14 protein-coding genes are annotated in these 12,706 nt (G+C 41.4%); 12 read left to right on the forward strand and 2 right to left on the reverse strand.

From position 1 onward, the window contains the following. The first annotated feature begins 92 nt into the window (after positions 1-92). From AC1TO9_RS01755 to AC1TO9_RS01775, 5 genes are all read left to right on the forward strand, one after another. On the forward strand, positions 93-923 hold the full coding sequence (locus AC1TO9_RS01755; RefSeq protein ID WP_482058205.1) for a hypothetical protein: 831 nt from the start codon (positions 93-95) through the stop codon (positions 921-923). 86 nt (positions 924-1,009) lie between these two features. Next, complete coding sequence (locus tag AC1TO9_RS01760; protein ID WP_482054775.1) at positions 1,010-2,125, forward strand: aminopeptidase; 1,116 nt, start codon at positions 1,010-1,012, stop codon at positions 2,123-2,125. A gap of 92 nt (positions 2,126-2,217) precedes the next feature. After that, a complete protein-coding gene (locus AC1TO9_RS01765) occupies positions 2,218-2,463 on the forward strand; it encodes an HPr family phosphocarrier protein (RefSeq protein ID WP_482054776.1) in 246 nt (81 codons plus the stop codon). Positions 2,464-2,594: 131 nt separating this feature from the next. After that, positions 2,595-2,882 (forward strand): Fpa/YlaN family protein, encoded by a 288-nt coding sequence (locus AC1TO9_RS01770; RefSeq protein WP_438351491.1) that lies wholly within the window; start codon positions 2,595-2,597, stop codon positions 2,880-2,882. Positions 2,883-3,018: 136 nt separating this feature from the next. Beyond that, on the forward strand, positions 3,019-3,405 hold the full coding sequence (locus tag AC1TO9_RS01775) for an Asp23/Gls24 family envelope stress response protein (protein ID WP_482058206.1): 387 nt from the start codon (positions 3,019-3,021) through the stop codon (positions 3,403-3,405). Positions 3,406-3,441: 36 nt separating this feature from the next. Here AC1TO9_RS01775 and ftsW read toward each other — a convergent pair whose 3' ends face one another. Both ftsW and AC1TO9_RS01785 read right to left on the reverse strand, forming a co-directional pair. Next, on the reverse strand, positions 3,442-4,668 hold the full coding sequence (gene ftsW / locus AC1TO9_RS01780) for a putative lipid II flippase FtsW (protein WP_482058394.1): 1,227 nt from the start codon (positions 4,666-4,668) through the stop codon (positions 3,442-3,444). A gap of 15 nt (positions 4,669-4,683) precedes the next feature. Next, complete coding sequence (locus AC1TO9_RS01785) at positions 4,684-5,031, reverse strand: YugN family protein (RefSeq protein ID WP_482058207.1); 348 nt, start codon at positions 5,029-5,031, stop codon at positions 4,684-4,686. Positions 5,032-5,249: 218 nt separating this feature from the next. Here AC1TO9_RS01785 and AC1TO9_RS01790 point away from each other — a divergent pair, with 218 nt between their 5' ends. The 7 genes from AC1TO9_RS01790 to AC1TO9_RS01820 all read left to right on the forward strand — a co-directional run bounded on the left by AC1TO9_RS01790 (position 5,250) and on the right by AC1TO9_RS01820 (position 12,692). Continuing rightward, positions 5,250-6,425, forward strand: a complete 1,176-nt coding sequence (locus AC1TO9_RS01790) for an amidohydrolase (protein WP_482058208.1) — start codon at positions 5,250-5,252, stop codon at positions 6,423-6,425. Positions 6,426-6,486: 61 nt separating this feature from the next. After that, complete coding sequence (locus AC1TO9_RS01795) at positions 6,487-8,154, forward strand: DNA repair helicase XPB (RefSeq protein WP_482058209.1); 1,668 nt, start codon at positions 6,487-6,489, stop codon at positions 8,152-8,154. Between the two features lie 16 nt (positions 8,155-8,170). Next, the gene (locus AC1TO9_RS01800; RefSeq protein WP_482058210.1) at positions 8,171-9,892 is read left to right on the forward strand and encodes a hypothetical protein; all 1,722 of its coding nucleotides are present in this window, start codon (positions 8,171-8,173) and stop codon (positions 9,890-9,892) included. A gap of 117 nt (positions 9,893-10,009) precedes the next feature. Continuing rightward, entirely contained in the window at positions 10,010-10,444 is a 435-nt protein-coding gene (locus tag AC1TO9_RS01805) for a YlbF/YmcA family competence regulator (RefSeq protein ID WP_482054782.1), read from the forward strand. A gap of 34 nt (positions 10,445-10,478) precedes the next feature. After that, positions 10,479-10,742, forward strand: coding sequence for a YlbG family protein (locus tag AC1TO9_RS01810; RefSeq protein WP_482054783.1), 264 nt, complete (start codon positions 10,479-10,481; stop codon positions 10,740-10,742). Between the two features lie 130 nt (positions 10,743-10,872). Continuing rightward, positions 10,873-11,763 carry a selenium metabolism-associated LysR family transcriptional regulator gene (locus AC1TO9_RS01815; RefSeq protein ID WP_482054784.1) on the forward strand — a complete coding sequence of 297 codons (891 nt, stop codon included), beginning with the start codon at positions 10,873-10,875 and terminating at the stop codon, positions 11,761-11,763. A gap of 71 nt (positions 11,764-11,834) precedes the next feature. After that, positions 11,835-12,692 (forward strand): PHP domain-containing protein, encoded by an 858-nt coding sequence (locus AC1TO9_RS01820; RefSeq protein ID WP_482058211.1) that lies wholly within the window; start codon positions 11,835-11,837, stop codon positions 12,690-12,692. Positions 12,693-12,706: the final 14 nt, after the last annotated feature.

Raw genomic sequence — 12,706 nt, forward strand, 5'->3', positions numbered from 1 at the left:
TTGACCCATATTTATATTAAAGCCTTGAATGGGAACGATATAGGTATTGACTTTTTTGAAAAGGACTATGCATCCATGAGGAGTAGATCGAGATGAGATACTGTATGCGAAGGATCTGTACTGGGGCGATTATAATAAGTTTAAGTGGGTTATTGTCTAGTTGTAATTTTATGACTGCGAATAAATCACCAGAAGAACAGTTTCAACTCTCGTTAGGTGGTCTAGCTGGGATTGAGACGTTAACTTTTACCGGTGAAGCCGCACTAAGAAGAAATGAACAACGATGGTTTGAGCAACAATTCGCATATGAAGGTCAATTGACGAACCATGATTTATTGAGAATACAAACAAAAGAACCTACTCAGAGCACATCGGCTAAAACAGTAAATAAAGTGCAAGAAGAGGGCGGGGTAAGACTAATTTCTGCAGATTTGCGACGATTCAATGGAGGTTGGTTGAATACTGCAGGTGTAGATAACAGTGTGGATAAGCTCCTTGAAAGGTTTAACCCACTAAGTCAGCTGGAAGGTGTTGCTGGACTGAATAAGAGTGTCCAAGAGGAGACAAGCGCTTCTAGGGGGACACGGATACTTCGTATTGAACTGAAATCGGAGGATGCTTTGAAATGGTTAAACCATCAATTGAGTGGCGAAATGGAAGTTCTAAGAACAGCATACTATGAAGAGAATGCAACATACTCGTCGGAGACGGAAACAAAAATAGAAGCGATTTGGAGGCAGGGGGAAGAGCAATTGCAGACGATGTTGAAAGAGGCTAAAGTAGATACCGTGTATCATTTGACTATAGATCGTAAAAGTAACTTTCCATTAAGACTAACTTCCGAAAGCAAAATATTCTATTTGGATTTAGAAGGAAATGAACAGAATGAAACGATGGTGAATGATGTTGTTTTTCAAATGTAAGCATCACCTATGAAACATGATATAATGATTGATGAATTAACCAGTGTTCAAAAAGTAATATAGACAATCAAGGAGGAGAAATATGCATGCGTGATCCTAGAATTCAAAAGTTAGCAGAAAATCTAGTTGGATATTCTGTAGATGTGCAACCGGGTGAAAATGTATTGATCGAAATGATCGGTAGTGAACAAGATTTAATGAAAGCTATTATAGAAGAAGTATCTAAAAAAGGTGGTAACTCTTTCGTTCAACATACGGATAAGTCTGTTCAACGTACGTTATTTACTTATGCAACTGAAGAACAAATGAAGACTTGGGCTGAAATTGATTTGGAACGAATGAAGAAAATGGATTGTTATATCGGTATTCGTGCAGGTGAGAATGTGAATGACCTTTCTGATGTGCCTGAAGAGAAAATGAAACTTTACAATTCGATCTATAATCATAAGGTACATAGTCAGCAACGGGTAAACCATACCAAATGGGTAGTTCTTCGATATCCGAATGCTAGTATGGCACAATTGGCGAATAAGAGCACAGAGGCTTTTGAAGACTTCTATTTCGATGTATGTAATCTTGATTACGGGAAGATGGATATTGCTCAAGACCCCCTTGCAGAACTTATGAGAAGAACAGACAAGGTGCGTATTACGGGCCCAGGGACCGATCTTAGCTTCTCAATTAAGGGAATAGGCGCTGAGAAATGTTCAGGACAAAAGAATATACCTGACGGCGAGGTATACAGCGCACCCGTACGTAACTCGGTGAATGGTACAATTCATTATAATACACCGACCGTTTATAATGGTGTATCTTTCGAGAATATAAAGTTTACATTTAAAGATGGACAAATTATAGAAGCTACAAGTAACGATACAGCGCGGCTAAACAATATTCTAGATTCTGACGAAGGTGCACGTTACATTGGAGAGTTTGCGATAGGCTTCAATCCATATATCCTTCACCCGATGAAAGATATTCTATTCGATGAGAAAATTGCAGGAAGTCTTCATTTCACACCAGGTCAAGCATATGATGTTGCGGATAATGGTAACCAATCTTCGATCCATTGGGATTTAGTGTTGATTCAACGTCCAGATTACGGTGGTGGCGAAATTTACTTTGATGATGTGCTTATACGTAAGGACGGAATATTTGTTATCCCCGAGTTAGAAGGGCTAAATCCTGACCATTTAAAATGAGATAGAAATGACTTGCATCAAAAAGCGTATTCAAGGTATCATTGTGTGGTATAATATAAAATAAAACCAATTAGAAGTTACGGAGGGATCCTATGTCAAGTAATAATGCAGCAGTTGTAGAAATTGCTCAAACGGCAGGTAAGTTCACATCTTCCATCGTCCTTCAAGCAGAGAATAAGTACATCGATGTAAAAAGTATTTTGGGCTTATTTACTACGTTGGTAAGTCATCAGGGTTATGAGCTACATGTTCATGGACCAGATGCGGACGCAGCTAAAGTAGCTATGCAAGAAGTATTTGCTAAACATAACTTACAAATAGCCATCATCACTGAATAATGTGAGCAAAAGCCCCCTTACTTGTACAAGTAAGGGGGCTTTTTTTTTCGGGTTCTTGTATTGATGTGTATTTTCGACTAATATTAAGGTTAGAATTAATTCGTTAACTTTTGGACATAGGGGGAAGAGACATGACTTCGTCTGATACACAGGAACATTTGAATCTCAAAGCGATCAATCTTCTACAAGAAGATGCAGATAAAATTCAAAAACTTATTGAAGTTCAGATGGAGAACTTGGCAACGCGTTATTGCCCTCTCTATGAGGAAGTACTGGACACTCAAATGTATGGCTTCTCTAAAGAAGTTGACTTCGCGGTACGTTTAGATCTCCTAGATGTATTTACGGGAAGACAATTAGTTAGCCAACTTGAGCGTAAATTAGCCATTCTCTATGAAGCGTTGAACAACAAGGAGTAGCCTGTGAACTATAGGCATAGATAGAATGCAAATGCATGCCGATTCTGGGGTATGCATTTTTTTTTAGAAGAGTATTTGCTTTTCATTCCTTTTGGATTTACAATTACCAATAATGAGGTATAAGGGGGGGATGGGCATGACGGAACAACTTCAGCATGAAAATGGAAGTGTACGAATTTCGAATGATGTCGTCTCGAAGATTGCCGGCATGGCAGCGCTTGAGACACCCGGTATTGCTGCAATGTCTGGAGGACTATCCGAAGGATGGGCTAAACGTCTTAGTGGTAAGAATGTACAAAAGGGTGTTACAGTCGAAGTGGGCCAGCGAGAGGCAGCGATTGATTTGCGAATTATTGTACTTTACGAAACTCCTATACATGAAGTATGTCGTATGCTGCAGCAGAATGTCCGTGAAGCTATTGAAAGTATGTCAGGTCTACATGTAGTTGAGGTTAATGTCAAAGTTGAAGGTGTTGCCTTCAAGGACGATGAGATTGAGGATTTAGTTGTTCGTAATAAGTAGATTACATGTCCATTAATGAATGACCTAGAAAAAAGACTAGCGGGATAAACTTCCCCGGTAGTCTTTTTTTGATGTAATACGCTCTTGTACGATAGGCTTATTACTCTCACGTGAAATGCTCAGGAGAATTCCCATGCTCATCATCATGACCAGCGTAGATGAACCACCAGCACTTATGAAGGGCAAGGTGACTCCGGTAAGTGGAATGGTCTGAGTAACTCCTCCGATGTTAATAAAAGCTTGAATAGCAACGAGACCCATAATGCCGATCCCTACTAACGTACCAAAGGGGTCTGGACATCGGAGTGAAACAATGATGCCGCGCCAGATGAAATATAAGTAAATCAAAAGGAAAAGTGAAGTGCCAATAAATCCGAACTCCTCCCCAATAACAGCGAATATAAAGTCATTGTAAGCATTTGGGAGGTAATGAAGTTTCTGGATGCTTTGCCCGAACCCTGATCCGGTGATGCCCCCTTGTCCAATTGCAGTCAGTGATTGGATCAGGTTGTATCCTGACCCTTCCGCGTCTGCAAAGGGGTCGAAAAAGGCAGATATGCGATCTTTTTTATAGCTCTGATCTACAGTGGCTGAAGCATCAGTAGGAGAAAATGAACTAATAAGTGCACTCATTCCAAGCACAAGACCTGCACCTAGAACAAGAAGTGCGATCGAACCCATAATATGCTTCATGCTAGCTCCACCTGCATAAATAATGATACAACAGGTTGCTACTAGTATTAAACAAGAGCCTAAATCAGGTTGCATCATAATGAGTCCAGCGACGGCTCCGGCAATCATGATAACGGGGATGAAGCCTTTCTTGAGATCGCGCATTCGCTCACCTTTTTTGGTGATTAATGCGGCAAGATACAGAATTGTTGCAAGTTTAGCGAACTCCGTGGGTTGAATACTGAGTTTGCCGAGGCGGAACCAACTGCGAGCGCCATTCGTTACTTCTCCAAGGTAAGGGACTAGAATAAGCATTATAATCGTAATCATGAAAAAAGGGATAAATAACACTTTGTATTTATTATAAGGAATATTCATAGCAATAAACATTAAAAAAACACCTAGTGCAACAGAAACAAATTGACGCTTCGTGAAGTAAAGAGCATCATAATTAAATTTCTCGCTGGCGACGGTTAAGCTTGAGCTAGCACTAAAAACCATAACTAGTCCAAACCCTACAAGTAGTAAAGAAAGGATAAGTAACTGGAAATCCGGGGCCCCCCTTTTGGGAAGGGGATTGTTTTCTTTCATCATATTATGTTCACGCTAAGCTTCAAGCATAGTTTTGAATTGTTCTAACTTCTTGTTCGCAATAGTTAAGATAGGACCCGGAATGGGTGTCTCATAATCTAAACCATGAGGAAATGTCGCTTTGCCCATGTATACGCCTTCTACTTCAAGAATGGTTTCAGGGTCTTCTAGCTTCCCTTCAACGGCTCTCGTATTGATTCGTACGAAATACTCATCCTTGTTACTCTTGTCCTCAATCTTATATTCGTAAGTTGCACGATAATATTCCCATTGCCAACGGAAGAACCCTGCTTTCTCTGCCGTTTCGTCCATATAAGCCAAATCACATTTAAGGCCATCTAAACCTGTGTTATCAAAAATCATCGCCCATTCATCTCCTTATTCGTCAATCTCTAAACTTCTTTTATTCATGATATTATGTTTCGGGAACTTCTGCAAGCAAGAGCGTCGTGATGAATAGCCACTATTATGCGGTTTCTGATACAATAGATGCAATATATTGTTGTGTCAACATCTTTGATTCATTGGCTATATGATTTAAATATATATTAGGTTAACATCCTGAAACGGAGCGGATTGTTATGATAGAGAAATTATTGCTCAATGAAATACATCTTAAGATGATACAGTGGAGAAGGTATTTACACAAAAACCCGGAGTTGTCTTATCGGGAAGAGAATACAGCTATATTCATAGCGACGATATTGCGCGAGCTTGGATTAGAGGTTCAGACGGCATTCGGTGGAGGTTACGGAGTGGTTGCCTCCCTCAAAGGGACACTCCCAGGTAAGACAATCGCTCTTCGTGCAGATATGGATGCACTTCCGATTCAAGATGAGAAAATGTGTGAATACGCTTCCGAGGTGAAGGGTGTCATGCATGCCTGCGGTCATGATGGTCATACGTCTATACTGTTAGGGGTTGCTACCTATTTCAGTCATCATCGAAGCAAGCTTCGGGGGGAAATTATTTTTATATTTCAACCTGCAGAAGAGGTGTGTCCTGGTGGAGCTCAAGGGATGATTAAGAGTGGTGTATTGAATGGAGTAGACGTCATCTATGGGTTACACCTATGGACGCCACTTCCGATTGGAAGTGTAGGGAGTGCTTCAGGTGCACTTATGGCGGCAGCTGATGAATTCTTTATTGATATCATTGGAAGAGGTGGGCATGGCGGAATTCCCCATGTGACGATTGATAGCATCGTAGCTGGATCAGCACTTGTAATGCAACTGCAAAGCATTGTGAGTCGTTCGGTAGACCCGCTTCAACCTGCTGTGGTGACAGTAGGCACGATTGAAGGAGGGAGAGCCCAGAATGTTATTTCAGAGAAATGTAGAATAACAGGGACAGTCCGTACATTCGATGAAGACACGAGGCAAATGATTCGGCAACGAATTGAATCGATGGCATCACATACGGCTCAAGCTTACGGTGCGACAGCTGTTGTTGACTATGTTATGGGTTACCCACCGCTTGTGAATGACGAATTAGAAGTGGAGCGATTCTTTACTGTAGCTGAGAAGACATTTGAAAGTGATCGTATTCTGTCGCTGCCTAAGCTTATGCCAGCAGAAGACTTCGCTTATTATGTTCAACAAATACCGGGATGTTTCATGTTTGTAGGAGCAGGAAACAGTGACAAAGCGATGATGTATCCCCATCATCATCCGCTTTTTGACTTTGATGAAGAGGCGTTGCGTAACGGACTTACACTTTTCATTGCTATGGTGGATTCCCATAATTCAAATAGTTGAAATAAAGAATACTCTCTCTTGAATTGGGGAAAGCTATCTCTCAATTGAGAGGGAGGTCATTATGGGTAACAGTAGAGCGTGCATTGTACAGCATGATCGAACGATATTATTAGAATGTGGGCATGAGGCATTTGAAGAAGCTCGAGAACAGCTTTTCTGTTATGCAGAATTAATGAAGAGCCCCTCTACTTTCCATACCTATCGGATAACGCCGCTATCGCTATGGAACGCGGCCTCTTTAGGTTGGTCAGCTACGATGGTGACAGATAGTCTAAAGTCTTTGTCACGATGGGATGTTCCATCAGGCATGGTGCAGGACATAGATGAGATTGTTTCTCGCTATGGGAAGCTGACTCTTGAAGTAGATGCTATCATTCCACATCAGCTTATTCTGAGAAGTTCAGAATCGCAGCTAATGGATGAAGTAATTCAGTGGGTAGGCAAACTCAGTGTCGGCTTGCAACGTACCTCCTTAACAGAGATGACTTTAAATACAGCTTCTCGGGGGTTACTGAAACAAGAATTAACTAGGTTCGGATATCCTGTTCTAGATTTGGCTGGTTATGATGATGGTCAGCCCCTGTTGCTATCTTGGAAGTGCAAGGGCGGCGAACCATTAGTACAATTGCGAGATTATCAGAAGGATGCAGTCAAAGCGTTCGAAGGCTTACCTGGTAGCGGTGGTAGTGGGGTGGTAGTTCTCCCGTGTGGATCTGGTAAGACAGTGATTGGAATAGCTATTATGGCCCAATTGCAATGTGAAACATTGATCTTAACCTCAAACACAACATCTGTGAGGCAGTGGATGGATGAACTGAAACTCAAAACAACGCTATTATCTGCTGAAATCGGTGAGTATTCGGGGCAAAAGAAAGAAGTTAAACCTGTAACCGTAGCTACGTACCAAATCCTTACGCATCGGCGGAATAAAGAAAGTGAATTTGAGCATATGAAGCTCTTTAATGAACGGCGATGGGGACTTATTATTTACGATGAGGTTCATCTATTACCTGCGCCTATATTCCGTGCGACTGCTGAGATCCAGGCGACACGACGGTTGGGACTAACAGCTACATTGGTACGTGAGGATGGTTGTGAGCAGGATGTTTTTTCATTGGTGGGGCCGAAAAGGATTGATATTCCATGGAGACAGCTAGAGACCAAGGGATGGATCGCAAAAGTTGATTGTGTGGAGATCAGGGTGCCGATGACGATTGAATTGAAGGAACAATATCATCATGCTGAAGGTAAACATAAATTTCGGATTGCGGCGGAGAATCCAGGTAAAATACCTGTGATTCATCGCATAGTGAAACGACATGCAGATGCTGGCATTCTCATTATTGGACAATATCTAGACCAATTAGAGTTTATTGCTTCCTCTCTCGAAGCTCCGCTCATTAGTGGGAAGATGCCACAGCAGGAGCGAAATCAATTATATGATTCATTTAGAAAAGGGGAGGTCAATGTTCTTGTCGTGTCTAAAGTGGCTAACTTTGCCGTGGATCTACCGGAAGCCTCTGTAGCTATTGAAGTGTCGGGTAGCTTCGGATCGCGTCAGGAGGAGGCTCAGAGGCTTGGTAGAATTTTGCGTCCCAAATCGCTAGACAATAAAGCCTATTTCTACACGCTAGTCTCCAAGGACAGTAAAGAGGAGGATTTCGCGATCCGGCGCCAAATGTTTCTGTATGAACAAGGATATGAATATGCTATTCAGATGATGACATAAAGGGGCAGATGCTCTAATGAAAGTAGTTGATGAATTCAACGGCGAAGATCAGTCTATCTTAGGCGGATTGCATTCAGGTGAACGAGAGTTGTTGAGAGTCATCTATGTCAGTTTCGCAGGTCAATTATTCAATGATACCCAATTCATGAAACTAAGAATGCTCGGAATGAGCGGGGCAGAGCACCTGCTATCGCTTATCTCATTAAGAAACAAAGGCAGGATACGGGCTGTTATGAAATCATGGGGAGAGCGGTTGTACTATATCCCGATTGAACAATTGCCACGACTTCACAATGAATTGTGTGGGTATGATCCGCAGGAAGTGAAAGAAGAATTCCGAATTGTAAAGGAAGCCAAACCTGGATTGGTGTTTGATCTGTTCCAAATGCTTGTGTTTATTGCACAGGGTAGACTTTTACTTAGTACAAAAGGGGTTATACATAAGAAAAGTATTCAAAAGATGGAGGAAAGAGTACATCTGCGGGCAGAGGACTTAAGACAGCTATCATTACAATTACGAGATGCTGAGGTTGTCCCATTACATATTGCGTTTCTGTTAGATTTGCTTGATTGTTTAAAACTTATACATAGGAATAGTAGGAACATCGTTGTCCAAGAGCAAGCTTTGTCGACCTGGTTAAAGATGAGTACGGAACAAATGACGAGCGTTCTTGTAAAAATAGTAAGTGAGCGATATTGCTCTTATGACTCTGATATGCAGCATCTGTACTGTTTGATTTCTCAACCTACTTTGTTGTCAGGTCAGTGGGTTGAAATTGAACTTCTTGTCGATGAGCTGGTTGAGCAACAACTACTTGATCGTTCACGAACAGATCAGATGATCGAGCGTACAACAGGTTGGGTATCAGTTCTTGCTAGTTTGGGATGGATGGATGTGGGAATGATTGCAGATCATCGGATCTGTTTCCGCTGGATGATCTCAAGCGATCAAGTTCTGAATGCGTTGTTCTATGACACTATGATCTGTCGGGCATCGGAATTGGAATCTGTCTCAACAAACTCATTTTATGTACAACCTGAATTTGAGATCATAATATTACCGGATGTACCCAATCTATTACGCTTTAAATTATCGATGTTCACAAGTCTTCTTATAAGTGATCGTATATCTATATATAAACTAACGGAGGAGAGCGTTACTCGAGCGATACAAAGGGGGATTGAGGTATGGGATATTATTTCTTGCTTATCTACTAATGGTGAATCGGAAGTGCCTGCTCATGTGTTATTGACACTGCAGAAATGGGATGCAGAGATGAAGCGAGATGAGGACAATGACAATGTATCTCAAACTTCAAGTCATAGTTGTCTTGAGAATATATTAGTAGATGATGATCAAGAGTTAGATGGTGTTGGAGGGTACAATTCAATTGTAGGAGATCTTGATCGGTATCCATATGATGTGGACGATGAGCTTCCAATACCGCAATCATTATTTCCTAATCTTGAGCAAATTCCCCTCAGATGGAGAAAGGAATTCAGAAGCTATCACTTGTCTACGGTTAAACAAATGATAGAACAAGCTATTTCGTGGAACACTAAGGTGAAGTTATCTTTTCAAGGGCATCAGGTGGATTTCATCCCTTTAAAGTGTTCCAATAACTGTGATATAATTTCAGGGGAAATATTCAACCCTACAATACAACAGTATGAAATGATTGAATTAACTTGTAGTGATTGGCAGGAAATAAGATTGATAGTTCCTAAATTTACCTAATATGAACCTATTTCACGACATGAAAACCTCTTCATAAGCTGTGATGGATATGTTATGATAAAATAGTCTACATGATAAATAGTAGCAAATCTTCAATAAGAATAGAGGATGAAGTTCATGAGCGTATCAGAATTACAAACGTTTGACATGGCAGAAGTGTTGACGTACGCCTATGAATTAGGCGATTTGATCAATCAGTCTGTCGATGTGTCAGATTATCTATATTGGAAGCGGCAAGTAGATGCCCATGAGGGGATCCAAGCCTTGGTTAAGAAATTAGCTGCAAAGAAAGAATTGTTTTATGAAACAGAGCGTTTCGGGCATTTCCATCCTGACTATCATTCTGCTCAAGATGCTGTGCATAACGTGGAATTGGAACTGGAATCTTATGAGGAAGTTCGTAATTTCAAATGGGCTGAGAAGAGATTGGATGATATGTTACACCAGATGTCTGAGACGATTGCGTTCTCGGTGTCAGATAGTATTAAAGTGCCTAGTAATGATCCACAGCCTAAGGGATGCGGTAGCGGGGGTAATTGTTCTTGTGGTTAATTTGAGAAGTTGTTAAAAGAGAGGTGGCAAGCAGATGTTTGCGGAACGAACAGGTTATATTATTTGGGTGAATGATATTAAAGCAGCTCGGAACCTGGATAAGTACGGTACGGTTCATTATATCTCCAAAAAAATGCATTATGTAGTGATGTATGTAAATGGTGATCGTGCAGAAGAAACGACCAAAAATATTCGTAGACTTTCTTATGTTCGTAAGATTGAGCGATCCTATCGTAATGAAATTCAGACTGAATATAGCAGTGATATCCCGGATAAAACAAGCTACTATGGTCACTAGAATCGCGCACCAAGACAGCTTGTACTAGCTCAATATGACAACGATACGGTCCTTATGGACCGTTTTTTTAATACTATTAGGGGAAGTTCAAAAAGTCATCTTTTGATCACGAAGAAAGGGGAGGGCAACTATGAATTTTCACCAACTCCATATATTCCATACCGTTGCTGAACGTGGGAGCTTCTCTTCAGCAGCTCAGATGCTACATATGACTCAACCGGCTGTAACGATGCAGGTTCAAGCACTTGAGGATTATTTTGGGACGAAGTTACTAAATCGTTCGACCAAAAAAATTGAATTAACGGAAGCTGGAATGACTCTTTTTCCTTATGCTCAGCGAAGTATTGATATTATGAGAGAAGCGGATGTTGCGATGTCCACCTTCACACATATGTTACAAGGGAGGTTACAACTTGGAGCTAGCCTAACGATTGGTGAATATGTATTGCCAAGGTTGCTAGGTCCATTCGGACAACAATATCCTCAGATTAATATCGTCATGAAAGTGATGAATACGACACAGATTATAGATGAAATATGTAAGCACCAACTTAATTTCGGACTCATTGAAGCTCCCATTCAGCACCCCGACATGGTTATCGATGTAGTTATGCAGGATGAGCTAAAGCTGATCGTACCTGCGGACCATCCGTTGGCTGAGCAAGATGTGGTGAATCTGGAAGATGTACTTGAATACCCATTTGTGTTGCGTGAACAGGGATCGGGAACACGACAAGTTATGGAACACCAATTTCTTAATAAAGGAATTAATCTGGATCAACTTCAGGTGATCATGGAGCTAGGAAGCACAGGAGCTGTGAAATCAGCGGTTGAGGCAGGACTTGGAATCACGATGTTGTCTCCTTCGTCAGTTAAGCATGAAATAGCACTGGGGCTTGTGAAGATGATTGATATCCGTGATGTGGAGTTTAAAAGGCAGTTCTATGCTATACATTTAAAATCCACGTTACTCCCTATTTCAGCGGTTACTTTTCTCACTTTTCTAAAGCAACAAAAGTAAGCTCAGCAACAAGAGCAAGAGTGAAGAATGAATTCTGAAGTGCTAATCTAAAATTAGAGGGGGAAGTATAGATGGGCAAAGGGCAAGGAAAGTGTGATCTTCATACTCATACGCAAGCTTCCGATGGAATGCAAGCACCTTCGGTCAATGTTGTGCTCGCTAAAGATAAGGGGCTATCTGCCATAAGCATTACAGATCATGATACCGTAGCTGGCATTGAAGAAGCATTAGCTGCGGGTGAGAAATATGGAATAGTCGTTGTGCCAGGTGTTGAAATCAGTACCCGATCAGGGGGCAAAGATATTCATATACTTGGATATTACGTAGATTATAAAGATGAACTGTTTCTACAAAGGCTTGAGAAGCTACGCGAAACTCGGCAGTTAAGGAATGGTCGAATCATTGATAAATTGCAAGGGTTAGGCGTCAACATCACGTTGGATGAAGTGATCGTTGGACTAGGCCGTCCGTTATTACCTGATGAGAGCCTTGGACGGCCCCATATAGCAGATGTATTGGTTCATAAAGGATATGCTTCTGATATGCGAGATGCGTTCGATCGTTATTTAGCTGAAGGAGCACAGGCTTTCGTATCCGAACCGCGAATTTCTCCAGAGGATGCGTGTTCGTGGATTAGGGAAGCGGGAGGTTCACCAGTACTAGCTCATCCAGGCCTATACGGGGATGATACTCTTGTTCGAGATATTATAACAAGAGCTGATCTAGCGGGGATTGAAGTCTACCATTCTGATCATAGGGAAGAGGAACAATCTCGTTATCTAGCGATGGCATTAGAATACGATCTGATTGTAACTGGAGGATCAGATTTCCATGGGGCAAGGCAAGGGGTTGTGTTCCATGGTGATATCGGAAGTGTCACGGTTTCCGTAGATGTGTTAGAGCAACTAAAGTGGGGGAAACATGAATAGTGGTGGATTTAGAG

The sequence above is a fragment of the Paenibacillus sp. Y916 genome (assembly GCF_056786435.1).

Coding starts and splice junctions, on each gene's coding strand:
- AC1TO9_RS01775 (WP_482058206.1), top strand. CDS start 3,019: ATGACGGAACAACTTCAGCATGAAAATGGAAGTGTACGAATTTCGAAT.
- AC1TO9_RS01815 (WP_482054784.1), top strand. CDS start 10,873: ATGAATTTTCACCAACTCCATATATTCCATACCGTTGCTGAACGTGGG.
- ftsW (WP_482058394.1), bottom strand. CDS start 4,668: ATGAAAGAAAACAATCCCCTTCCCAAAAGGGGGGCCCCGGATTTCCAG.
- AC1TO9_RS01760 (WP_482054775.1), top strand. CDS start 1,010: ATGCGTGATCCTAGAATTCAAAAGTTAGCAGAAAATCTAGTTGGATAT.
- AC1TO9_RS01795 (WP_482058209.1), top strand. CDS start 6,487: ATGGGTAACAGTAGAGCGTGCATTGTACAGCATGATCGAACGATATTA.
- AC1TO9_RS01800 (WP_482058210.1), top strand. CDS start 8,171: ATGAAAGTAGTTGATGAATTCAACGGCGAAGATCAGTCTATCTTAGGC.
- AC1TO9_RS01790 (WP_482058208.1), top strand. CDS start 5,250: ATGATAGAGAAATTATTGCTCAATGAAATACATCTTAAGATGATACAG.
- AC1TO9_RS01820 (WP_482058211.1), top strand. CDS start 11,835: ATGGGCAAAGGGCAAGGAAAGTGTGATCTTCATACTCATACGCAAGCT.
- AC1TO9_RS01810 (WP_482054783.1), top strand. CDS start 10,479: ATGTTTGCGGAACGAACAGGTTATATTATTTGGGTGAATGATATTAAA.
- AC1TO9_RS01785 (WP_482058207.1), bottom strand. CDS start 5,031: ATGATTTTTGATAACACAGGTTTAGATGGCCTTAAATGTGATTTGGCT.
- AC1TO9_RS01770 (WP_438351491.1), top strand. CDS start 2,595: ATGACTTCGTCTGATACACAGGAACATTTGAATCTCAAAGCGATCAAT.
- AC1TO9_RS01765 (WP_482054776.1), top strand. CDS start 2,218: ATGTCAAGTAATAATGCAGCAGTTGTAGAAATTGCTCAAACGGCAGGT.
- AC1TO9_RS01805 (WP_482054782.1), top strand. CDS start 10,010: ATGAGCGTATCAGAATTACAAACGTTTGACATGGCAGAAGTGTTGACG.
- AC1TO9_RS01755 (WP_482058205.1), top strand. CDS start 93: ATGAGATACTGTATGCGAAGGATCTGTACTGGGGCGATTATAATAAGT.